Origin of the sequence: Arthrobacter silvisoli (genome assembly GCF_003369445.1) — a bacterium.
GTDB classification, from domain to species: Bacteria; Actinomycetota; Actinomycetes; order Actinomycetales; family Micrococcaceae; genus Arthrobacter; species Arthrobacter silvisoli.
The window spans coordinates 17,885-37,736 of the sequence record NZ_QRCU01000006.1; the positions used below are offsets into that span (position 1 = coordinate 17,885).

A 19,852-nucleotide genomic window follows, 5' to 3' on the forward strand; every position below is an offset into this window, starting at 1 on the left:
TGGCGTTACAGAGATGCGTACTTGGTGAGGTCTCTCATGAAGGATCCGTCGTATCTGAGGTTGCTCCGCTGGAGCCTCGAAGCAAAGCCACGCGTTGCCTTCACAGACAAGGGGTTTGAGCCTCGCTCCGCGAGGAGCCGATGGAGTGTGAAGCTCCTTCGCAGCGGGCCCGTCGTGGGGGCTTCCAACGCGACAACTGGCTGGATTTTTCCGTCGAGCAACAAACCCGCCGAGCCCCAGCCGTGCTTAGCGCCGACGGCGCTGTGAAGCGGTACTGCACTGAGTTCCTCGTACGCTCTGAGCCCCTCTGCGATCCAGGTTACGACCGGGACGGCAACTGCGTTTCCGACGAGCTTCCAGCGGTCACGAGGCGGCGCCCCTTGAGTCCATCCAGGACGGAAGCCCTGAAGTGTTTCCAGGGCTTCAATGGATGGCGTTCGGAACCTTGAATCCAGAGGTTGCTGCGGCAACCAGACGGCAGGAGCCGAAGGTATGCCCGCAGTCGTTGATCCTTTGATGGTGGGAACCACGCCGGTTCCCCATCCGACGCCTCGGTTTCCTTCGGTCCAGTAGAACCCATGCGCCCTCGCAGCGGGACTGCTTCGATTCTTCGCAGTCAGTGGACTGTCAACGTAGTCCCTGAACAAGACCCGCTCGGGCTGGTGGTGGCGACTAGCAAGGAGGAAGACGCGCTTTCTTCTCTGAGCTACGCCAAAATGCTGAGCATCAAGAGTCCGGTAGCACCAACGATATCCGGCCTCAGTAAGCATTTGTCCAATAATTTCCAAGGCCTCACCGCGCCTCAATCGGAGCATATTCGGGACGTTTTCCAATAGGACCCACTCAGGTTTTTGTTGCTGTACGGCTTGAAGTACGCCAATAATCAAGCCTGAGGCGTCACCTGCAATTCCAGCCAATCTTCCAGCCGATGAGAGATCGGTGCATGGGAAACCGGCCGTCACAATATCGGCACGATGAAGGTTTTTCGGCAGGTCCTTGACGTCCTCAAATAATTCCGCCGATGGGAATCGTTGTTGCAATACTGAACGAGCCGAAGTCCAATTCTCGTAGGAGGTGATGGGGCCTGTGAAGCCCGCCTTGCGAAGCGCCTGTTCGAATCCTCCGATTCCGGCGAAAAGGCTAAGGATTGCAGCTTCAGAGTCCAATGCGGGCACCCCAGGACGCGTACTCTTGGTCTGCCGAGCCATCCAGGTCGTACGCTGATCCTAAGTGAGCGGGCGATGCGGCCGTGAGCGGAGAATGTGTAGCAGTCTCTGAGGAGCGGCTGGATCTTCCGGGAGCCAGGGTGCTGCCGCCATATGGCGGTTGATGGTGATTTTGCATTTCTGACTCAGGATATGCGACTTCCCGCCCAAGCGCTGCGGGAGGAACCATCGCTCCACTTGTGGCAGAGCCTGATCGCCCGCCGACATCGCTAGCTTCAAGGCCGCGCCCCCTGCTGCAGGAGCCACCAACCATAGGGTGCGTTTCAACTGGCACTACTGGCCCGTTTCGTTCGATACAACACCTATCCGGCAGTATCGGTTGCCAAAAGCACGGCTCATGATGCCGATCGGCCTTGCTTCGATTCCAGCGGAGCCAGGCACGTGGTCCGGGCTCGCGACGAGCAAGCAAACACCCACACTCACTCCTTGGCAATCCGTCCTGCCAGATACTCCGCATCCAGTCCTACACCCCCGAGCAGCGGCGAATAGTGCCCGGTCAGCCACGGTAACCCCACGGCAAACAACCGCGGGTATTGGGTAACTCCACGTGTATGCCGCGGGTAGTTCCACTCGTCCAGGACCGGTATGTCCACGATGCCCATGTCGAGCCTGTAGCCGGTGGCCCACAGCACCGTGGTGATGTTCTCGGCGGCCAGATCCAGACGCGGCGGGGCAGGCTCAGGCAGCCAGTCATCCACCCGCGCCGGCTCCGCCGGCGGCGCAGAAATCCCAGCCGCCGCGATGTACGCATCAAACAGGGGCTGCATCCGCTGACCGAACCCGGCCTCAACAGCAGCCAGGCGTTCGGGGAGGTCGTCGGTGAAGACGAGTCCGCCGTCGTCGACTGCTTCCAGGTGACCGTGCAGCCGCATGCCCTGGCGGCCGAGGTCGCGCAGGTGGATGGCGTGGCCGCCGTCGGTGCCGGAGAGCAGCGGGTTGCAGGCGAAGCGCGCCGCGGGGGAGGGCAGCTGCTCCGTCCTGAAGGCGTTCAGCCCGTACTCGGGCCCGTGGATGCCGAGGTTCAGGATCCAGTGGATGAGGTCGTGCCCGCGGTAGCGGCGGGGCGCCTCCGGGCAACTGGACACGGCCAGGTGGACCTGCCGGCCGGCCGCGTGAAGTTCCTCCGCGATCTGCCCGCCCGACTGCGCGGTCCCCACAATCAGGACCGCACCGTCGGGCAGCTGGCCGGGGTTGCGGTACAGGTGGGAGTGCAGCTGGAAGATGTGCGGGGGAATCTCGGCCGCGAGGGCCGGGATCCGAGGTACTTGGAACGCGCCGGTGGCCAGCACGACGTTGCGTGCCTGCCAGCCGCCGTGATTGGTCTCGACGGCGAAGCCGCCGTCCGCGGGCGAGATCCGGGTGACGTCGGTCCCCGTGCGGACCGGTGCGTCGATCAGTTGTGCGTAGCGGCGGAAGAGTCTCACGACCTCGTCGCGCGGCATGAACGCCTCGGGTTCGGGGCCGTCGTAGGGCATGCCGGGCAGGTCGATCGAGAAGTTCGGGGTGTTCAGGTAGAAGCCGTCCCAGCGGTCCTGCCAGGCGCCGCCGAGTTCCGGGCGCCGGTCCAGGAGCACGTGTTCGACGCCGGCCCGGCTGAGCCAGTAGCTCATGGCCAGCCCGGCCTGCCCGGCACCGATGATCACGGTGTCGCTTTGCTGTGCGTCAGAGTTCTGCATGGCTGATTCCTTCGGCCCGCTCCCAGTATTGGCGCAGCGATGCCGCGAGACGCTCGGGTTCAATGCGGTGCGGCGGATCGAAGTGGTTGCGCTCCGGGAACACTACGGTCCGGGTGTCGGGGAAAACGGTCAACAGGTAGCCCACGACGTGAAAGGTGTCCCAGTGGCGGGCTTCGGCCTCGCGGAGGAAGCCGTCGACCTCGGTGTCCAGGCTCCAGCCCGGGGGAGGGGCGTCTCCGGCGTAGAGCTCGAGGTCTTTCGCGAGGGCGTGCACCTCCGGTCCCAGGGCTTCGATGAGTGCGCCATAGGCCGGCTGGGCAGGAAGGACGCTGCCGGGCAAGAGGATGGAACGGGTCAGCTCCATGGCAGAACTGTACGCCTGCTTCGGGGCGCTGGAGAGGGGCGCTGCCCAGGACGGGCGCGGGCAGCCTATCTCGGTGGGGACGCTTGGAGTCCGGTATCCGCAGCGGCCATCTCCGGTCGCCGCGCAGATCGGAGTTTGTTTCCGTGGTACCGATCTCATGCCTGATTGGTGGAACAACGCGGAAATCCACCGGCTGATGGCTCGCTGCCCGGACGGCGCCGGACTGAAGCAGTCGCTCGAACGGCGATGAGGCTGGCGGAACCAGAATGGCTGCGATTTCTCCGTTCTTGGTGACGCAAGATCATTTCGCCATTCTTGACTCGTTCGATGATCTTGCGTGTGTAATAGCGCAGATCATTCTCAGAAATGGTCGTCATTGCTGCCTCCTTCGGCAATCGCAGCTCCGTGCCATCCGTGTAGTCCGAAAGCCTGATCCTGTGGATAACTTTTCGGGGGTGAGTGCCGCTCGGTTATCCTCGAAAGTGCACCCTTATTACTGTCAAGATGAATTCGTTGGGGATCTCGATGACTGCTCGCTCCTTTTCCTTTGCCCGCGGCCGTGTTGTCGCCGCCCTTGTAGGAGTCGGTCTCTTGCTCTCCGCGTGCCAAGGCGGAAGCCCGACGCCGGGCGCCTCGCCCAGCGCTTCGAGCACCTCCGCGTCGCCTTCGGCGACTCCGACGCCGTCTCCGTCCGCGAAATACATTCCCGCGTCGGCCGAGGGCAAGGCCCAGAACGTCCCGGTTCCCGTGAAACCTGCGTTGGCGGATCAGAACTCGAAGGCCGGGCTCGAAGCGTTCACCAAGTATTGGTTCGCGCTGCTGGATTACGGGTATCAGACAGGTGATCTGAAGACATGGAGCAGCTTGACCGAGTCCGCTTGCGCATTTTGCGACAGCCTGAAATCCGATATCAATAAGGTGTTCTCGGACAAGCAATGGATGGCTGGCGGAAAGCTGACAACTCCTGCTGTTGAAGCCAAGTGGCAAGCAGGAGCGAAGTCGCAATCTGTAGTGGTTCAAGTGCTTCAAGCCAAGATCGATTATTTTGACAGCGCCGGTTCTGCCGGAACGTCGTCACCGGCTTCCAACACAGCGATTGCGCTCATCGCAAAGCGTGACGGTGAAGCCTGGAAAGTTGTCGACATGGGCCGTCTGGGGTCATGAAAAGGGCAATCTGTCTAGCTCTGGTGTTGGGTGCGCATCTCTGCGGGCTTCTTGGTGTCGCCGCGCCTGCCTACTCTGATGGGACTAAAGCGGGCTTTGGTGAGGGCGGAATCAGAGCTGAAACAAAGTATGTTCTCTTGCCGGGTTCCACGGTTCCAGTCCCCACTCCTCCCGGCTACGTCGACGCCAACCCATACCAATACGACTACTTACCGCTGTGCGACATCGAACGCGATGGTTTGGACAGCGGCTGTGAATCACTTCCAGTAAATTGCGAGCCGCGCACGCCAGGCGGTAAACGAGGTACTCCGGTTCAATGGCGCTTCGCCCCGAAGGCAATTACCAATCCGACGTGGTCGGACTGGCAGCCGCAAGGCGGTCCCACCTGCCTCTACGACCCCAAGCCCGAAGACGTCCTGAAACGCATCGCCGCCCGCATCGCCAACGACTTCAAGCAACTTCCGATCCAGTCCGCGAAGGTGACCGTCCAGCCCGGGCCGCACACCCTCAAAGGCATGGAGACGAATGTCTTCGCCGCGGCAAGCGAGCAGGCGTTCGACGTCGTGATCCTGGGGCAGAACGTCCACCTGGAGGCGACGCCGGTGGAGTACACCTACAACTACGGTGACGGCACGAGCTTCGGCCCCACGATGTTTGCGGGCGGGTCGATCTCGGAAGACGAGTGGGGCATCAAGACCCGGACGAGCCACATCTACAAGCAGACCGGCGGCTTCCGTCTCACCGTCACCACCGGGTTCCGCGGAACGTACTCGGTGAACGGCGGACCGCCGCTTCCGATCACCGGAAACGGCCAGTTCGCCTCGCCCGCCCAGCTCGTCAGCGTGTGGCGGAGCGAGACACGGCAGGTGGCCGACAACTGCATCGAGAACCCCAGCGGCTGGGCCTGCCCCGGCAGCCCCGGCAGCAACAAATAGCCAGTGCGAACAAATAGAGCCTCTAACCCAGGCGCGCCCGGTTTTCCGACCTCTCCCAATGGGCCCGCAACATTCCCGCCAGCCGCGCCGGTTCGATGCGGTGGGGCGGGTCGAAATGATGCCGTTCCTCGAACACTTCGAGCCGGAAATCGCGGAAGACCTTCGAGAGCCGTTCGGCCACTTCGCCGTAATCAACCGGGTTGCTGAGCCCGCCGAGGGCCAGAAACACGGGGCGCGGGAAAGACGCCAGCTTTTCACGCTCAAGGGCATAGTCCTTGAATGTCTGCATGAACGCCCTGATGCCCGCAGGCCGCTTTCCCATCCACGGAGGCGAGTCGCCAGACGGCGGCGGCAGGACGGCGTCGGGCTTCACACCCAAGCGCATGAACGCAGCCATGAACTCATCCGGCGGAAGCAGGTCCAGTTCGTCGTACTCTTCCCAGAGCTGGGTGTGCTCCGGGCTCCAGTCCCAAGTGCCGGCCCACGCAGGTTCCAACAGCGCCAGGCTTTGCACGCTGTCCGGGTGCTTTGCAACGAAGGCCAAGGCCACAGCGCCCCCGCCGGAATACCCGAGCAAATGGAAGGTATTCCACCTCCGGGCATCGGCTTCGCGCAGGATGCCGTCAATCTCGGTGTCCAAGGACCAGCCAGGCGGGGGAGCGTCGCCTGAGTAAAGCTCGAGGTCCTTGGCGACCGCATTGACGTCCGGACCGAGCGCCTTGATCAGTTCGCCATATGCCGGTTCGGCAGGGAGGACGGCGCCGGGAAGAAGGATGACCCGCTTCGGTTCCATGGCAGAACTGTACGCCCGCGGGAGCCCGCCCGGGAGGCATCGCAAAACCCGCCGGCTGGGCCTGCCCCAGCAGCCCCAGCAATAAGCGATAGTCACATCTAGCCAACGCGCACCAGCAGGAGGAAACTTTCACCCAGCGGGTCCCGATCAGGGGCTCTCAGCAGAAGGGTTGATTGATGTTCAAGAGACTTGTCGCCTCTTTGGCGGTCATGGGAACTGCTCTCTCCGCGCTACTGATCGGCGTCCCCGCCGCCCAGGCCAGCACGGGTGGAACTCCCGACGGCGAACTGCATCCCAGCGTCGGCATGATCGTCTTCTACCAACCGGACGGCCGCTTCCGGTGCAGCGCCACCCAGGTGTCCCCAACGGTGATCCTGACGGCCGCGCACTGCACGGCAGGAACCCTCGGCCTCACCCTGGTGACCTTCGAGTCGGTCATCGCCGAACAGCCGCCGTCGGGCATTCCGGCCGCCGCTGACCCGAGCGTCGGCTACACCGCCGAGGACCTTGCCGGGCTCACCTACGGCACCGCGTATGCGCACCCGAACTACTCGAACTTCACTGACCTGAGGAACTGGAACGACGTCGGCGTCGTGGTTCTCAGCCAGCCGCTCGACCACGCGACCTCGGCCCTGGCGCCCGCCGGCCGGCTTGACCAGATCCCGAACGGCAGCCTCAACAGCACGATCTTCACCGGCGTCGGCTACGGAACCGAAGTCCGCAAGCCCGACAGCGGCCCGCAGAAGCCCACCCCGATGAGCTTCCCGCTGATCCGGCGCTACTGGGAGGCTCCCGGACAGAAGCTCACCCCGCAGATCCTGCAGGTGAACGGCAACCCCAACGACGTGCGCGGAACGGGCGGCAGCTGCTTCGGTGACTCGGGCGGTCCGCTGTTCCTGGACAACAAGATCGTCGGCGTGACCAGTTACGGCTACACCGCCAACTGCCGCTACCTCGATGGCTACCAGCGGGTGGATATCCCGGTGGTGCAGGACTGGCTGGCGACATTCGGCGTGACTCCCTGAGGAGCCGCGGGACCCGTTGTGGAGGATCGTTGAAAAATCTCCCCTAGCCATATGCCGAAACCTCTGTAGACTAGACCGTGTTGTTGTGTTTGGCATTTGGTAGTTCAGGCAGTTCCCGCGGCTCATCGCCCGCGACTTCTGAAGTAACGGTGGAGAACACCCCACACCGGAGGCCCGACAGTCGGGACAACCCTCCACCTTCAGTAAGGAACTGAGAAACAATGGCTACAGGTATCGTCAAGTGGTTCAACGCCGAAAAGGGCTTCGGCTTCATCTCCCCCGAAGATGGCAGCCAGGACGTTTTCGCCCACTACTCCGCAATTAACTCCTCGGGCTACCGCTCCCTCGAAGAGAACCAGAAGGTTTCCTTCGACGTCGAGCAGGGCCCCAAGGGTCCCCAGGCAGTGAACATCCAGGCCATCTAGGTTTCGGATTCACTAAGAAGCAGGGCCGGTCATTGACCGGCCCTGCTTTTTGTTTGCCTGTGTTTTTGTGGCGGTTATCCACTTAGCCCTGATTGCCGGTGTTGTTCGGGACTGAGCGCTCCTAGCGTGGTGTGAAAACCACCGACACGAGGAATCGCAATGAAGAGCTTGCTCGCCGCATTGGCACTGTTCAGCACGTTGGCTCTCACCGGCTGTGTCTATCCGAATGGTCCGCAACCGGTAGCGGTCGAAAGCGCATCGCCGAAGGACGACGCCGATGACTCCGGTGTCGAGGCGCCGCCGGAAGCTGCGAGCCCAAGCGGCCAGCCATAGTCCGTGCGCCAGGTGGACGAGCAGGCGAATGAGCTCTCCGAAACGGAAACCTGCCGTGAATGGGGGACATCTTAGGCTTTATTGTCTTTGCGACACCCACAGCCGAGGACATCCTGATGCGGGTAACGGAAGTTTCAGCGGCGGCCTCTCCGGAGTTGAAGGCCGAGTCCGCTACAGCCGCTGAGGCGATCACATACACGATGCTCAATAAACAATTTGGCCGAGATCTGGGCAACGCCGAGGAAGCATTGAAGCAGCTACGGGCAGCCTGCAAGGCTGAAGCCAGCATCTCCGGCACAGTCACATCTGATGCAATCGGAACGCATGCGCCCGCATAGTTCGGATCGCAATTGGACTGTTGCACTTGCTGTTGCGCGGCCTGTGGGCGCGGAAGAAGGTCAGCGGAAGTCGGAGTGCTGTACTGTTTCGCGTTTTGCGGGCTGAGGGTTTAGTGGTTCGACGCTATCGGGGTCCGCATCGCGGTCAGTGTTCCGGACCCCCCGGTCCCCAGCCCCTGCACCGTCCACCCGGCGGCTTCCCAAGCTGCAACGTCCAGCACGTTCCGCGCGTCCAGCACCGTCCGGCGTCGTACGAGTGCCCCCACCGATGCAGGCGACAGGGCACGGTATTCCTCCCACTCGGTCAGCAGGAGCACCAGCTCGGCGCCCTCCAGCGCCCGGGTGGTGGAGGACTCGAAGCGCAGCTGCGGGTAGCGCATCCAGGCGTTGTTGATCGCCTTCGGGTCGGTCACGGTGACGTGGGCGCCGGCGGCGGCCAGCTGAAGGGCGACGTCCAGGGCGGGGGAGTCGCGGATGTCGTCCGTGTCCGGCTTGAAGGCGGCCCCCAGCACCGTCACGGTGCGGCCGGAGAGGTGCCCGCGGCACAGCTCCCGGGCCACCTGCACCGTGCGGGCACGCTGGCCGAGGTTGACCGCATCGACCACGCCCATCCATTCCTCCACGGACGGCACGTCCAAGGCCCGGGCCTGCGCCCGGAAGGACCGGATGTCCTTGGGCAGGCAGCCGCCGCCGAAGCCCAGCCCGGCGTGCAGGTACCTGTTGCCGATGCGCGGGTCCAGGCCCATCGCCTCGCTGAGTTCGGAGACGTCGGCGCCCGAGGCGTCGCACAGTTCGGCCATGGCATTGATGAAGCTGACCTTGGTGGCGAGGAAGGCGTTGGCCGCGGACTTGATGAGCTCCGCCGTCGCGAAGTTGCAGACCAGCCGGGGTATGCCCGCGCTGATCAGTGGTTCGTAGACGGCGTCCAGCATCTTCGTCACCGGAACACCTGCCGCGGAAGAGCCGCCACCGGGCACCCCGTACACCAGGCGGTCCGGCACGAGCGAGTCCTTCACGGCGGTGCCCTGCCGCAGGAACTCTGGGTTCCAGCCCAGCAGCACGTCGGGTCGGCGGGCCAGCACGCCACGGAGCATGTCCACCGTGCCGACCGGAACCGTTGACTTACCGACGACGACGGCGCCCTTCGCCAAGTGCGGCAGCAGGCTCTTCGTGGCCGCGATCAGGTACGACAGGTCCGCGGTGTCCGAGGTCTTGGACTGCGGGGTGCCCACGCACAGGAAGTGCAGCGCGGCACCGGCGGCGTCCTCGAACTCCGAGGAAAAGCCCAGCCGGCCGGTGGCGAAGCCGTCCTTCAGCAGTTCGTCCAGGCCAGGCTCGTGGAACGGCGCGAAACCCTTGTTCAGGTGTGCCACCTTCTGGGCATCCACATCGATGCCCACCACGGTGTGGCCCATCGAGGCGAGGGTGGCCGCGTGCACGGCACCGAGGTAACCGCAGCCGATGACGGAGATCTTCATGAGGCAAGTCCTTTGCTGGAAGTCAGGGGCGGGGCCGGGCGGACAGGCGCCGGCGAAGCAGGGCTTGGGGAAAGAGGAAGCGGACGAACGGTGGGCGGATCCAACGGGAGCTCCGCCATTTCCTCGCCGGCGATCGCGGACTTGTAGTGGCGCACCAATTCGGCGCTGAGGGCAGGCCACGTCCGGCCCTGGACCGAAGCGAGGGCCGCCGCCCCGAACGCGCGGCGCTTGGCGTCGTCGCCCACCAGGTCCTGGACGTAGGCACGCAGCTGGGTGAGGTTCCCCGGCTCGTACAGCCAGCCGGTGCGGGAATTCTCCACCAGGTCCAAGGGGCCGCCGCGGCCGGTGGCCACCACGGGAACACCGGAGGCCATGGCTTCCTGGATGGTCTGGCAGAAGGTTTCGAATTCGCCCGGGTGGACGAACAGGTCGAAGGAGGCCACGGCCTCGGCCAGGGCGTCCCCGCCCAGGAAGCCCGTGAACACGGCATTCGGCAGGGCGGATTCGAGGGTTGCGCGCTGCGGCCCGTCGCCCACCACCACGAGCCGGGTGCCGGGCAGGTCTGCGAGGACGGCCAGGTCCTCCACTTGCTTCTCGACGGCGAGCCGGCCGACGTAGCCGATGATCCGCTCGCCCGCGGGTGCCGAACTGCCGGGTGCCGAACTGCCGGGCGCCAAACCCTCGGGCGCCAAGCCCCCGCCTGCAGGACTGCCTGCCGAAAGCACGGAGTCGCGCCACGCCGTCGAACGTTTCGCAGGGTTGAACCGCGCGGTATCCACACCGCGCCGCCACATGCCCACCCGCAGGATCCCGCGGCCGCGCAGCTGGTTCAGCGCGAACGTGGACGGGACCAGGGTCCGGCTGGCCAGGAGGTGGATGTTGTCCACCCGGTTCCAGGCCCAGTTCTCCAGGAACGGCACGCCATAACGGCCCGCGTAGCTGGGAACCTCGGTCTGATAGATGGCAACCGTGGGGATGCCGAGCTGGTGTGCAGCCTGCACGGCCCGCCAGCCGAGCACGAACGGTGAAGCGAGGTGGACGACGTCCGGTGCGTAATCGGCAAGGATTCTCTTGACCCGGTTCACACCGCCCAACGCCACCCGCACATTCGTGTACCCGGCCAGCGGCACGGACGGAAGGCGGTGCACATACGCGCCGTGCACGACGTCCGAAACGGCAGTGTCCGACGTCGACGGCGCAATCACCATCACCTCGTCGCCGCGTTCCTGCAGATGCTCCAGCACCCGCAGGATGGAGTGCGTTACCCCGTTCATCAGCGGCAGGAATGATTCGGCGACGATAGCGATCCTCACGCTGTCCACGCTCGTCGCGGCGGTTGGCGGCGCGGGGGAGACGGCGTGACGGTGCGGGAAAGCTTTGGTTAACAGATGCCCGACGACGGCGGACACCGGGGGATATCTGTAAGGCCCGGCGCCAGGTCAGGCGGTGACAGCTCCGGCGGTGACCCACGCCGCGACGGCGAAAATGAGCACGGCGAAGGAAACGCGGACGTGCGTGTCCTTCAGCCGGCGGGCAAAACGGGCCGCAATGACGGACCCCACGATGGCCGGGACCGCGAAAGCCAGGGTGATGGGCCAGTCGATGGTGAATCCGGCGGCGTGGGCACCAAAACCCGCGGCGGAGTTGACGACGATGATGGCGAGGGATGTTCCGACGGCCTGTTTCATGCGCAGCCCAAGGAAGATTGTCAGGGCCGGCGTGATCAGGAAACCACCCCCCACCCCCAACAAGCCGGTGAGGAACCCTACGAGCAAGCCGACGCCCACCGCCTTCTGGACGCAGGATCGGATTGCACGCGAAGGGCCCGTGCTGCAGGAGCCTTCTGTTTCGCGGGGTGCGGAAAGCATCCGGATTCCGGCGCCAACCATGATCACTGCAAACAGGAGCATCAATAGGCCGGGGTCCAGGAGCCGGCCCACTACCGCTCCACCCCACGCTGCGGGAATGCCGGCCGCTCCCACCACCGCGATCACGGGCCAGTTGAGGCCATCGCGGACGCGCGGCAGCAACGCGGCCAGGGAGGAGAGCCCTACCACCAGCAGCGACGTCGGAATAGCCTGGGCTGGGTTCATGCCTGCCCCGTATACCAAGGCGGGGACGGCGATGATCGACCCGCCGCCGCCAACCACTCCCAGGATGACGCCGACGGCGAGCCCCAGGACCAGGGCGGAAATCATGCCGCCGTGGTCCGGTCGCCAGTGGGAGGAAGGTGCAGGATCGCACTTTCGCGGGTGGGCTCTGCGACGGCCCTGTTCCAAGGAAGTGCCGAAAGGGCCTTCCCCATGGCGCAGGTGTTGCTTGCCGCGGAGAACGTCAGGCCGGTGCCGATGGCTCCGGCCACCAGGCGCAGCTTCGGGGATACGAACCGGCCGCCTGCCAGCCCCAGCATCACCAGGGTGCCTGCGACCAGGCGCACTTGGCGCTCGATGTCCCAGCGCTCCCGACCCCTGACGACCTCGCCGCCCGCCGCGGCAAAGCCCGTCACTCCGCCGGTGAGCACGGAGGCGTTGTCGAGGCCGATCGCGTCCAATCGTTGGCGTGCCTGCTCGGCGCGGATTCCCGACTGGCAGACCAAGACCACCTGGGCGCCCAGCCGCGTGGCCAGTTCGTCGGCGTGTTCGGACAGGAGCGGCAGCGGGACATTGTAGGAGCCCTTGATGTGCAGAGATTCGAACTCCGCGGCGGAGCGGACATCGATGACCATGAGGTCGCGGTGTTGCTTGAACCAGGCTCGCAGGGTTTCGGGAGTGAGCGTGGCAGCAGCAGCCGTCGAGGAGGGGGTCATGGCTCGTCTCTCGTGAAGGAAGGGATGAATACCCCGCCGAGTATTTCAGATACCCCCTGGGGTAGTCAAAACACCCCCGGGGGTATGTCGGGAAGTCCGAACTGCCGGCCGCTTGGAGAAAAGAAGAATCGAGCTGAACCCTTCGGGCCCCAGGCTCCGCTATTCAGCGCCGTCCTTGGTGCCCCGCGCCTGCTGCAGATCCTTCCGGAGCCCGCGGTTGTCCGCCCGTAGTTCGCGGTTGTCCTCAGTCAGGCCCCGGTTGTCCTCGACCAAGCCGCGGTTGTCCTCGAGCAGGCCGCGATTGGTGGCTTCCAGTTCCAGCACCAGCTTCACCCCGGCCAGGTTCAGTCCTTCATCCAGGAGCACGCCGATCCGGCGCAGGGTGACGAGGTTGGCCTCGCTGTAGCGGCGGGTGCCGCCGCCGGTCCGTTCCGGCGTGAGCAGTCCCTTGCGTTCGTAGAGCCGAAGGTTCTGCTGGCCGGTGCCGACGAGTTCGGCCGCGACGGAGATGGCGTAGACCCCAAGGTGGTCCCGTCCGGCAGGCCCGCGGCCGGTGCCGCCGCCCGCTGCAGCGGCCGTGCCGCCGTCGTGCTCTCCGGCGGAAAACCCGCCACCCGGATCAGCCATGAAAACCCTTCCGAAACCTCTTGCACCTCTTTATGGCCAGTGCTATAAAAAAACTATACCAGCCACCATAGATCAAGGAAGGCTGGGAACGGACAAATCAGCATCACGATCTGAAGGAGTGAGAACCAAATGCTGATGCGCACTGACCCGTTCCGCGAATTCGACCGGCTCGCCCAACAGGTTTTTGGCACAACAGCACGCCCCGCCGGCATGCCCATGGATGCGTGGCAGGAGGGCGAGGAATTCATCGTTGCCCTCGACCTGCCAGGGGTGGCCCCTGATTCCATCGAGCTGGACGTCGAACGCAACGTCCTCACCGTCAAAGCCGAACGCAAGTCGCCGGCGGGCGAGGACACCGAGATGATCGCTGCCGAACGCCCGCAGGGTGTCTTCAGCAGGCAACTCATCCTTGGGGACACCCTGGACACCGATGGGGTCAAGGCCAATTACGACGCGGGCGTCCTGACGCTCCGCATTCCGGTGGCCGAGAAGGCCAAGCCGCGGCGCATCGAGATCACCTCCAGCGGACAACGCCAGGAGATCAACGCCTGACCCGCCCGCTCCGCCCCGTGGTCCGGTGGCCACGGCGGAGCGCCTGACCGGGAGCATCGGACCGACCGCATCGGAAGAGTGGGCGCAGGCTTCGTGCCACGCCACAGCGCTTGTTGCGCAGAGGAAACGCGGTCCCCGACGGTGTCTCCCCAACGATGGCCCCCGGTCCGCCCGGGGGCCATCCCCACTTCCATAGCACCTGGATTTCATAGCACCCCGACCGGGACCGATCGTGGGAAACAGCCACACCGACTACTACCAGATCCTGAACGTGCCGGTAACTGCCTCGGCGCGGGAGCTCGCCCGTGCCTACCGCACTCTGCTGCGGCGGTTCCATCCGGACACCCGCCAGGAAAGCGACGACGGCGGCACCTCCGCATCGCGCGACATCGAGCGCCTGCACGCCATCATGCAGGCTTACAGGGTGTTGTCTGATCCGGCAAAGCGGGCGGCCTACGACCGGGGCCGCCCTGGCGGTGCCGGCGCGGGGACCGCTGCGGGTCCTGCCACGGCGAACGGGACGCCTGTGAAGGTGCATTTTCACCGGCAGCCGGCCCACCCGCAACCCGGAACCGGCAGCCCCGTTCCGGACCAGCCGCTCAGCTACGGACCGACCCGGTGGTCACCCCTGCCCGGCAACCGGACAAGCTATCCAAGGAGACCTGTATGAGTGCCTGGCGTTCCTATGACAGCCACCTGATGCCCGCCTTCTACGAGCGCTTCGAACAACGCTGGGGCAAAGGAACCGCGCCTTTCCTGGACCCGGAAGTCCACGAGCAGCCAATGCCACGGGCGCAATGGATCAATCCCGATACGGGCGCAGCCGTCGCAGTGGTGCCGATCTGGACCGACGATCCCCGGCATCGCTCCTTCGGAGTCTTCTACTTGCCGCCGGCCGGGGACATCTGGATCCTGCGGCCCGGACCCACGGCGTTTGTCGAACCGGCCCCCGGTGACGGCACCAGGGAGCAGGTTTCGCTTCGCAACGACGCCTTCAAAAAGGCAGTAAACCATGCCAAGGAGTTCATCTACGGACTGCAGCCGTGAGGACCCGGCGCCGCCGAAGCCAAACCGGCCCGCCGCCGTCGGGCGGGCCTCACCCCGGGGCAGGCCACGACTCCCGCAGCTCCTCCGGCAGCTCATCCACGTACACGGTCTGCGGCGGCTCGAAGTAGATCACCAAGACCTTTTCGCCCACGGGATATTCGCTGCTCTTGTCGAAGGGATAGGCGTGGAAGGCGCTGGTCCCGCCCCGGTACGGCAGCATCACCTCGCCGATGGTTCCAGGGCCGATCCGTCCCGTGACACGGCCGATCTTGCCGGTGAGGCTGTGGTCGACGTTTCTATGCATTGGGTGTGGCCGGGGGACGCTTCACGCCGTCCTTCCCGCCCCTTAGCGCCGAGGCAAGCGACGGCAGGAAATTGCCCACTTGGGACAGGATGCCGCCCACCATGCTATTCAGGCCCTCCCCGCCGTTCAGCACGGTCAGCTGCCCTACATGGGCGAACGGTTCGGCTGCCGCGGCAACGATCGCCGGCATGTTTTCGGCCAGCTGCTGGGAAATCACGGCGTCCTGGTTCGTTTCCAGCGCCTCGCCACGCGCCTTGATGCCCTCGGCTTCGGCAAGGGCCTTGGCCTTCACGGCCGAAGCGGCGGCATCGCCGCGGGCCTTGGTGGCAGCGGCTTCGGCCTCGCCGGTGACCCGCGTTGCACCGGCCATGGCAGCCGCGGCCGCTGCGCTCGCCTGCGCTTCGACTTCCAGCTTCCGGGCGTTGGCCTGGGCCTCGAGTTCGGTGCGCTTGGCCCGTGCCTCGGCGGCGCTGATGTCGGCCGCCTTCTGTGCTTCGGCTTCGGTGCGCTGGGCGTAGGCCTTGGCGTCGGCGGGTTTGCGGATGGTGGTCTGGAGCTTCTGCTCTTCGCGGTCGGCCTCAAGCTTGGCCACCTCGGTTTCCTGCACCACCACCTGCTGGCGGGCGGTGGCGTCGGCGAGCGGACCGGCCTGGGCGGCGTTGGCCCGTGCCCGTTCCGCGTTTGCCTGCGCCGCGGACTGCCGGATGGCCGAGAGGCTTTGCGCGTCAGCAATCTGGGCCGCGGCTTCGGCCTCCTTCTCGGCGGCCTCCCGGTTCCTGGTGGCCTCGGCGATCCGTGCCTCCATCTTGACCAGGGCGATGTGGGGTTTGGCCAGGTTCTGGATGTAGCCGGTGGGGTCCTGCAGGTCCTTGATCTGCAGGGAGTCCACCACGAGGCCGAGTTTCTCCATCTCGACGCCGCTCGCGCTGCGGACCAGCGAGGCCAGCTTGTCGCGCTCCCGGATGATTTCCTCAACTGTCATGGACCCGATGATCGAGCGCAAGTGGCCCTCGAACACGTTGTAGACCTGGCTCTCCATCTTGGGCTGCTGGCCCAGGAAACGGCGGGCGGCGTTGGCGATGAACGCGGGGGAGTCGCCGATCTTGTAGATCACCACGCCTTCCACCACCACCTGGATGCCTTGGGAAGTGACGCAGTTGACCTGAAGTTCAGTCTCGTTCAGGGTCAGCGCAAGGGTCCGTACCGTCTGCAGGCCGGGAACCACCAGGGCGCCCTTGCCGGTGACGATCTTGAAGTCCATGCCGTCCGTGTTTTCGAGGGTCCCGCGGGTCAGGCCGGAGATGATGAGGGCCTCGTTCGGCTCGGCCACCTTCCACATCGCCTTCATGATTCCCCAGACGACCCCGATGACGACCAGGACACCGATGATTCCGAAAGCTAGCGGCAGGAAAGCTACAAGATCTCCCATGACTGATCCTCTCAGCGTCAGTGAACGGGCGGCGTGTGGACCCCCAATAGGCCGGGCTGCCGGTTCTTAGGACAGTCTGGGCAGGCGGATGCGTGGAAGTCCAGTGATTTTTCCGGTGCCACCGCCCGGCAAACAAAAAGATTGGCGCAGCCCCCGGCAGCTTCGCCGGAGAGACTGTGCCAACCCTTTTGATGACTCGTTAGATTGAGCTGTGCTCGCTATTCATTGGCCACTCCTCATCGTCCCGGGATTGCCAGATCCGGGCTACTTTCTCCCACCGGACTGATTGGGCCAGAACATCCAGCCGGCGGTCATCATCAGGATTCCGAGGACCAGGTGCGTCCAGTTGTCCAGGATGTTCACCGAGAGGAAGTTCGCTGCGGAATCCGTCCCGACGCCCAGGCCGTAGGCGCTCAGCACCACATACAAGGCACCGAAGCCATACAGGAACGCCCGCGCCCCGGACACGGTGCGGGACATGAACCAGCCGCTCACCCCGACGGCCAGTTGCACCAGGTTCAACAGCACCGACACCTGGAACAAGCCCAGCAGCATCGCCTGCGAATCCGGCCCGAAGAACCGCATCTCCGAGTACTGGGTGGTGATGCCCGGCACGAAGCCCAGCACGCCCACCAGCGCCACGAGCAAGGCCACGCCGATGCCGGCTACCTGGATGTCCTGGCGTCCGAAATGGACTCCCTGCGCATGTGACGCCGCGCTGCTCATATGCCCTCCAACCATTCCGTGGGAACACTCCCCATCTTACGTCCGGGCCGCTGAAAAGGCGCCCGACGGCGGCCCCCGCGTTCCGCAACAGGCGGCCGGTCCGCGGGCGCCCAGGCCGGCGTCAAAACAGCCCCGCACCAGCGCGCCCGACGGGCCCGGGCAGGGCCTTCGTGGCACGATGGATCACGATGAAATTGCGTGCTGACCAGACCGGAAACCGTGGCCTTCCCATGCCCCTGTGGCTGCAGGGTGCACTCGAATCGGCGCAGGCGGCCATCATCTCCGCGCTGGTGGTGATCCTGCCCCTCGCCGGGGTCTGGGCCACCGACGGATTCGAGAACCGCAAGGTCGACTTCCTGGCCCGCCTGGCAGGCCAGTCCTGGCTGCTGATCCACGGTGTCCCCCTCCAACTCGCCTCGGTCAACCTCGGCACCGCGGCCCAGCCAGGAAGCGGTGTCCTCTCCCTGTTCCCCCTTGGCCTGACCCTTATTCCCTTCCTGCTTGCCTGGCGCGCCGGCCGCCGGCTCGCCCGCGCGTCATACACCGACCAGCTGTGGCAGGCGTTCCTGGGCGCACTCCTGGTCTACGGTGCCTTCGGTGCAGCCACGGCCTTCATCTGCCGCACCCAGGAAGTGGTCATCAACATCTGGCTTGGCATGCTCCTGCCCCTCATCCCTTTCGGCCTGGGCATGGTGGTGGGGGCGCGCCGCGAATCAGGCTCCTGGAGCAGGCTCATCGGCGTGGACGCCGTGGACTGGATCGCCCGCACCAGCCAACATTCCCGCTGGGCAGGCTCCTACTTCGCCTCCGCCATCAAGGCCGGGTCCGTGGCGCTGATGGCCTCGCTTGCCCTGGCCGCCCTGCTGCTCGCCGTCGACCTCGGCATCCACTGGGCACAAATCATCGCCGTTTACGAAGGCCTGAAAGCCGGGGCGCTCGGCGGCGCCGTCCTCACCATCGCCCAGCTCGGCTACCTGCCCAACCTGGTGGTCTTCACCCTGGCCTGGAGCTCCGGCTCCGGCTTCTCGCTGGGAGTCGGCTCGCACGCCGGACCGCTGGGCACCGCCGTCGGGCCCCTACCCGCGGTCCCTGTCTTCGGCGGGCTGCCCACCGGACAGTTGGAGTTCGGCGTGGTGGCCCTGGTCCTTCCCGTGCTGGCCGGGGTGCTGGCCGGCTGGTGGTTCCTGCGCGAGGGCGAAAACCACTTTGACGAATGGCTCTCGATCAAGATCCGCGCCCGCTGGTTCACCGCCGCCGCGTCCACGGTGGTGCTCGGTGCGCTCATCGGCGCCGTCGCCGGTGCCCTCGCCGGTGCACTGGCCTGGATTGCGCGGGGATCGGCCGGCATCGGCCGCCTCACGGAGATTGGACCCGACCCGCTCTGGACGGCGGCCTGGCTGGCCGCGGAAGTGGGGATCGGCGTCGTCATCGGGTACACGGCGGGGCCGTGGCTGGAACGCCGGCAGAAGCTGCGCGAGGCGGACCTGGAAGCCGCCAAGTTCTAGGCCTGCTGCAGGGTCAGGGCTGCCGCAGAGCCGCGGGCAAGGAGTTCTCGAAGTCCGCCGTGCAGCCGGCCAGGGCCCGGTCCGTCAGGGCGTCCCGGGCGCACTCCTGGAAAGTGTTGACCTGGTTGAAGAACAACGCCGAGAACGCCACCAGCAGGCCCAGCACCGCCGAGACCATCAGTCCGGAAATCGTGCCGAACAGCAGGATCCTGCCCTGCCGGAAGCGGACCGCGCGGACCATCACCACAACGCCCAACACCCAAGCGGCCACGGTGAGGATGCCGCTCAGCCACACGTAGCTGACGTTCATGGTGTAGACGAACGCCGCGCCCAGCACGGTCAACAGGAAACTTCGGAACAGGAGCTGCGTACGGGACTGCGCGGCTGCCGCCGCCTCCCCCTGAGCTGGCAGCTGCGGGCGGGGTCCGGCGTCGGGATTCATGTTTTCCAGCCTACGCGAGGCAGCCATAAGCTATTGCAATGCGCATTGTTGTCCTCGTCTCAGGCACCGGTTCCAATCTCCAAGCGGTCATCGACGCCGTCAAGGCAGGGGAGCTCGACGTCGACATCGCCGCCGTGGGTGCCGACCGCGAGGACACCTACGGCGTGCAGCGCTCGGCCGACGCCGGCCTGGAAACCTTCGTGGTGAACTTCAACTCCTTCGAAACCCGCGCCGAATGGGACGCTGCCCTCACCGCGAAGGTGGCCTCCTACCAGCCGGACGTGGTGGTGTCCTCCGGGTTCATGCGGATCGTCAGCCCCGAATTCATCGACACCTTCCACGGCAAATACCTCAACACCCACCCCGCCCTGCTGCCAGCCTTCCCCGGCGCGCACGGCGTGCGCGACGCCCTGGCCTACGGCGTGAAAGTCACCGGCTGCACCGTCCACTGGGCGGATGCCGGCGTGGACACCGGGCCCATCATCGCCCAGGAAGCCGTGACCGTCCTCCCCGGGGATGACCAGGACTCGCTGCACGAACGCATCAAGGTCGTGGAACGTCGGCTGCTTGTCAGCACTTTGTCAGACATCGCCCAGCAACGCTTGCTATAAAGAATCGCACGCCGGACAGACACCCCTCCGTGGATACGGGCGCGCC

General features: G+C 65.3%; 25 protein-coding genes. 11 read left to right on the forward strand and 14 right to left on the reverse strand.

The genetic code is table 11. The features are described 5' to 3' along the window. Positions 1-5 precede the first annotated feature (5 nt). From DWV11_RS20585 to DWV11_RS00730, 4 genes are all read right to left on the reverse strand, one after another. Positions 6-1,208 (reverse strand): DNA cytosine methyltransferase, encoded by a 1,203-nt coding sequence (locus DWV11_RS20585; RefSeq protein ID WP_115786918.1) that lies wholly within the window; start codon positions 1,206-1,208, stop codon positions 6-8. Positions 1,209-1,645: 437 nt separating this feature from the next. Then, positions 1,646-2,902 (reverse strand): flavin-containing monooxygenase, encoded by a 1,257-nt coding sequence (locus DWV11_RS00720; RefSeq protein ID WP_115786920.1) that lies wholly within the window; start codon positions 2,900-2,902, stop codon positions 1,646-1,648. After that, on the reverse strand, positions 2,889-3,266 hold the full coding sequence (locus DWV11_RS00725) for a hypothetical protein (RefSeq protein ID WP_115786921.1): 378 nt from the start codon (positions 3,264-3,266) through the stop codon (positions 2,889-2,891). Before DWV11_RS00725 ends, DWV11_RS00720 begins: the two co-directional genes overlap by 14 nt. A 155-nt stretch (positions 3,267-3,421) precedes the next feature. Further along, a complete protein-coding gene (locus tag DWV11_RS00730) occupies positions 3,422-3,643 on the reverse strand; it encodes a hypothetical protein (RefSeq protein WP_210725632.1) in 222 nt (73 codons plus the stop codon). Positions 3,644-3,791: 148 nt separating this feature from the next. Between DWV11_RS00730 and DWV11_RS19865 the strand changes: the two genes are divergently transcribed. Together DWV11_RS19865 and DWV11_RS00740 are read left to right on the forward strand one after the other, a co-directional pair. Next, positions 3,792-4,430 (forward strand): DUF6318 family protein, encoded by a 639-nt coding sequence (locus tag DWV11_RS19865; protein WP_136017851.1) that lies wholly within the window; start codon positions 3,792-3,794, stop codon positions 4,428-4,430. 137 nt (positions 4,431-4,567) lie between these two features. Then, the gene (locus DWV11_RS00740) at positions 4,568-5,365 is read left to right on the forward strand and encodes a PKD domain-containing protein (protein ID WP_245953376.1); all 798 of its coding nucleotides are present in this window, start codon (positions 4,568-4,570) and stop codon (positions 5,363-5,365) included. A 22-nt stretch (positions 5,366-5,387) separates the two neighbouring features. Here DWV11_RS00740 and DWV11_RS00745 read toward each other — a convergent pair whose 3' ends face one another. After that, a complete protein-coding gene (locus tag DWV11_RS00745; protein ID WP_115786924.1) occupies positions 5,388-6,158 on the reverse strand; it encodes an alpha/beta fold hydrolase in 771 nt (256 codons plus the stop codon). Between the two features lie 176 nt (positions 6,159-6,334). Between DWV11_RS00745 and DWV11_RS00750 the strand changes: the two genes are divergently transcribed. The 4 genes from DWV11_RS00750 (at position 6,335) to DWV11_RS19990 (ending at position 8,279) form a co-directional block, all read left to right on the forward strand. Beyond that, positions 6,335-7,183 carry a trypsin-like serine protease gene (locus DWV11_RS00750; RefSeq protein ID WP_115786926.1) on the forward strand — a complete coding sequence of 283 codons (849 nt, stop codon included), beginning with the start codon at positions 6,335-6,337 and terminating at the stop codon, positions 7,181-7,183. 221 nt (positions 7,184-7,404) lie between these two features. Further along, positions 7,405-7,608: a transcription antiterminator/RNA stability regulator CspE gene (cspE, locus tag DWV11_RS00755; RefSeq protein WP_074586232.1), complete on the forward strand. Its 204-nt coding sequence runs from the start codon at positions 7,405-7,407 to the stop codon at positions 7,606-7,608. A gap of 159 nt (positions 7,609-7,767) precedes the next feature. Continuing rightward, positions 7,768-7,941 carry a YajG family lipoprotein gene (locus DWV11_RS19985; protein WP_168404491.1) on the forward strand — a complete coding sequence of 58 codons (174 nt, stop codon included), beginning with the start codon at positions 7,768-7,770 and terminating at the stop codon, positions 7,939-7,941. 59 nt (positions 7,942-8,000) lie between these two features. Next, on the forward strand, positions 8,001-8,279 hold the full coding sequence (locus tag DWV11_RS19990; protein WP_168404485.1) for a hypothetical protein: 279 nt from the start codon (positions 8,001-8,003) through the stop codon (positions 8,277-8,279). Positions 8,280-8,389: 110 nt separating this feature from the next. Here DWV11_RS19990 and DWV11_RS00760 read toward each other — a convergent pair whose 3' ends face one another. From DWV11_RS00760 to DWV11_RS00780, 5 genes are all read right to left on the reverse strand, one after another. Next, positions 8,390-9,757, reverse strand: coding sequence for a UDP-glucose dehydrogenase family protein (locus DWV11_RS00760; protein ID WP_115786928.1), 1,368 nt, complete (start codon positions 9,755-9,757; stop codon positions 8,390-8,392). Then, on the reverse strand, positions 9,754-11,070 hold the full coding sequence (locus DWV11_RS00765; RefSeq protein ID WP_168404493.1) for a glycosyltransferase family 4 protein: 1,317 nt from the start codon (positions 11,068-11,070) through the stop codon (positions 9,754-9,756). Before DWV11_RS00765 ends, DWV11_RS00760 begins: the two co-directional genes overlap by 4 nt. 126 nt (positions 11,071-11,196) lie before the next feature. Then, positions 11,197-11,955, reverse strand: coding sequence for a sulfite exporter TauE/SafE family protein (locus tag DWV11_RS00770; protein WP_115786930.1), 759 nt, complete (start codon positions 11,953-11,955; stop codon positions 11,197-11,199). Next, positions 11,952-12,563, reverse strand: a complete 612-nt coding sequence (locus DWV11_RS00775; RefSeq protein ID WP_115786932.1) for a rhodanese-like domain-containing protein — start codon at positions 12,561-12,563, stop codon at positions 11,952-11,954. Before DWV11_RS00775 ends, DWV11_RS00770 begins: the two co-directional genes overlap by 4 nt. A 159-nt stretch (positions 12,564-12,722) precedes the next feature. Continuing rightward, complete coding sequence (locus DWV11_RS00780) at positions 12,723-13,190, reverse strand: MerR family transcriptional regulator (RefSeq protein ID WP_115786934.1); 468 nt, start codon at positions 13,188-13,190, stop codon at positions 12,723-12,725. Positions 13,191-13,319: 129 nt separating this feature from the next. Here DWV11_RS00780 and DWV11_RS00785 point away from each other — a divergent pair, with 129 nt between their 5' ends. From DWV11_RS00785 to DWV11_RS00795, 3 genes are all read left to right on the forward strand, one after another. Next, complete coding sequence (locus DWV11_RS00785; RefSeq protein ID WP_115786936.1) at positions 13,320-13,742, forward strand: Hsp20/alpha crystallin family protein; 423 nt, start codon at positions 13,320-13,322, stop codon at positions 13,740-13,742. Between the two features lie 232 nt (positions 13,743-13,974). Continuing rightward, positions 13,975-14,412, forward strand: a complete 438-nt coding sequence (locus tag DWV11_RS00790) for a J domain-containing protein (RefSeq protein ID WP_245953377.1) — start codon at positions 13,975-13,977, stop codon at positions 14,410-14,412. Next, positions 14,409-14,789 (forward strand): hypothetical protein, encoded by a 381-nt coding sequence (locus DWV11_RS00795; protein ID WP_115786940.1) that lies wholly within the window; start codon positions 14,409-14,411, stop codon positions 14,787-14,789. The genes DWV11_RS00790 and DWV11_RS00795 overlap by 4 nt, the downstream gene beginning before the upstream one ends. Before the next feature lie 49 nt (positions 14,790-14,838). Here the strand turns inward: DWV11_RS00795 and DWV11_RS00800 are convergent, their stop codons facing one another. The 3 genes from DWV11_RS00800 to DWV11_RS00810 all read right to left on the reverse strand — a co-directional run bounded on the left by DWV11_RS00800 (position 14,839) and on the right by DWV11_RS00810 (position 17,248). After that, positions 14,839-15,093, reverse strand: a complete 255-nt coding sequence (locus tag DWV11_RS00800) for a hypothetical protein (protein WP_115786942.1) — start codon at positions 15,091-15,093, stop codon at positions 14,839-14,841. Next, complete coding sequence (locus tag DWV11_RS00805; RefSeq protein WP_115786944.1) at positions 15,086-16,522, reverse strand: flotillin family protein; 1,437 nt, start codon at positions 16,520-16,522, stop codon at positions 15,086-15,088. The genes DWV11_RS00800 and DWV11_RS00805 overlap by 8 nt, the downstream gene beginning before the upstream one ends. A gap of 264 nt (positions 16,523-16,786) precedes the next feature. Then, complete coding sequence (locus tag DWV11_RS00810; RefSeq protein ID WP_115786946.1) at positions 16,787-17,248, reverse strand: DUF4383 domain-containing protein; 462 nt, start codon at positions 17,246-17,248, stop codon at positions 16,787-16,789. Between the two features lie 188 nt (positions 17,249-17,436). Here DWV11_RS00810 and DWV11_RS00815 point away from each other — a divergent pair, with 188 nt between their 5' ends. Further along, positions 17,437-18,753 (forward strand): cell division protein PerM, encoded by a 1,317-nt coding sequence (locus DWV11_RS00815; protein ID WP_115786947.1) that lies wholly within the window; start codon positions 17,437-17,439, stop codon positions 18,751-18,753. Between the two features lie 13 nt (positions 18,754-18,766). Here the strand turns inward: DWV11_RS00815 and DWV11_RS00820 are convergent, their stop codons facing one another. Next, on the reverse strand, positions 18,767-19,195 hold the full coding sequence (locus tag DWV11_RS00820; RefSeq protein WP_245953378.1) for a hypothetical protein: 429 nt from the start codon (positions 19,193-19,195) through the stop codon (positions 18,767-18,769). Positions 19,196-19,233: 38 nt separating this feature from the next. On the opposite strand from DWV11_RS00820, the gene purN reads away from it, so the two are divergent. Next, complete coding sequence (purN, locus tag DWV11_RS00825; RefSeq protein WP_115786951.1) at positions 19,234-19,806, forward strand: phosphoribosylglycinamide formyltransferase; 573 nt, start codon at positions 19,234-19,236, stop codon at positions 19,804-19,806. Positions 19,807-19,852: the final 46 nt, after the last annotated feature.

What these genes read in the sequence shown, in the direction of transcription:
- DWV11_RS00785 (WP_115786936.1), top strand. Translation starts at nt 13,320, where the DNA reads ATGCTGATGCGCACTGACCCGTTCCGCGAATTCGACCGGCTCGCCCAA.
- DWV11_RS00745 (WP_115786924.1), bottom strand. Translation starts at nt 6,158, where the DNA reads ATGGAACCGAAGCGGGTCATCCTTCTTCCCGGCGCCGTCCTCCCTGCC.
- DWV11_RS00770 (WP_115786930.1), bottom strand. Translation starts at nt 11,955, where the DNA reads ATGATTTCCGCCCTGGTCCTGGGGCTCGCCGTCGGCGTCATCCTGGGA.
- DWV11_RS19865 (WP_136017851.1), top strand. Translation starts at nt 3,792, where the DNA reads ATGACTGCTCGCTCCTTTTCCTTTGCCCGCGGCCGTGTTGTCGCCGCC.
- cspE (WP_074586232.1), top strand. Translation starts at nt 7,405, where the DNA reads ATGGCTACAGGTATCGTCAAGTGGTTCAACGCCGAAAAGGGCTTCGGC.
- DWV11_RS00760 (WP_115786928.1), bottom strand. Translation starts at nt 9,757, where the DNA reads ATGAAGATCTCCGTCATCGGCTGCGGTTACCTCGGTGCCGTGCACGCG.
- DWV11_RS00750 (WP_115786926.1), top strand. Translation starts at nt 6,335, where the DNA reads ATGTTCAAGAGACTTGTCGCCTCTTTGGCGGTCATGGGAACTGCTCTC.
- DWV11_RS00800 (WP_115786942.1), bottom strand. Translation starts at nt 15,093, where the DNA reads ATGCATAGAAACGTCGACCACAGCCTCACCGGCAAGATCGGCCGTGTC.
- DWV11_RS00805 (WP_115786944.1), bottom strand. Translation starts at nt 16,522, where the DNA reads ATGGGAGATCTTGTAGCTTTCCTGCCGCTAGCTTTCGGAATCATCGGT.
- DWV11_RS00795 (WP_115786940.1), top strand. Translation starts at nt 14,409, where the DNA reads ATGAGTGCCTGGCGTTCCTATGACAGCCACCTGATGCCCGCCTTCTAC.
- DWV11_RS00775 (WP_115786932.1), bottom strand. Translation starts at nt 12,563, where the DNA reads ATGACCCCCTCCTCGACGGCTGCTGCTGCCACGCTCACTCCCGAAACC.
- DWV11_RS19985 (WP_168404491.1), top strand. Translation starts at nt 7,768, where the DNA reads ATGAAGAGCTTGCTCGCCGCATTGGCACTGTTCAGCACGTTGGCTCTC.
- purN (WP_115786951.1), top strand. Translation starts at nt 19,234, where the DNA reads ATGCGCATTGTTGTCCTCGTCTCAGGCACCGGTTCCAATCTCCAAGCG.
- DWV11_RS00725 (WP_115786921.1), bottom strand. Translation starts at nt 3,266, where the DNA reads ATGGAGCTGACCCGTTCCATCCTCTTGCCCGGCAGCGTCCTTCCTGCC.
- DWV11_RS00810 (WP_115786946.1), bottom strand. Translation starts at nt 17,248, where the DNA reads ATGAGCAGCGCGGCGTCACATGCGCAGGGAGTCCATTTCGGACGCCAG.
- DWV11_RS20585 (WP_115786918.1), bottom strand. Translation starts at nt 1,208, where the DNA reads ATGGCTCGGCAGACCAAGAGTACGCGTCCTGGGGTGCCCGCATTGGAC.
- DWV11_RS00780 (WP_115786934.1), bottom strand. Translation starts at nt 13,190, where the DNA reads ATGGCTGATCCGGGTGGCGGGTTTTCCGCCGGAGAGCACGACGGCGGC.
- DWV11_RS19990 (WP_168404485.1), top strand. Translation starts at nt 8,001, where the DNA reads ATGGGGGACATCTTAGGCTTTATTGTCTTTGCGACACCCACAGCCGAG.
- DWV11_RS00720 (WP_115786920.1), bottom strand. Translation starts at nt 2,902, where the DNA reads ATGCAGAACTCTGACGCACAGCAAAGCGACACCGTGATCATCGGTGCC.
- DWV11_RS00730 (WP_210725632.1), bottom strand. Translation starts at nt 3,643, where the DNA reads ATGACGACCATTTCTGAGAATGATCTGCGCTATTACACACGCAAGATC.
- DWV11_RS00820 (WP_245953378.1), bottom strand. Translation starts at nt 19,195, where the DNA reads ATGAATCCCGACGCCGGACCCCGCCCGCAGCTGCCAGCTCAGGGGGAG.
- DWV11_RS00815 (WP_115786947.1), top strand. Translation starts at nt 17,437, where the DNA reads ATGAAATTGCGTGCTGACCAGACCGGAAACCGTGGCCTTCCCATGCCC.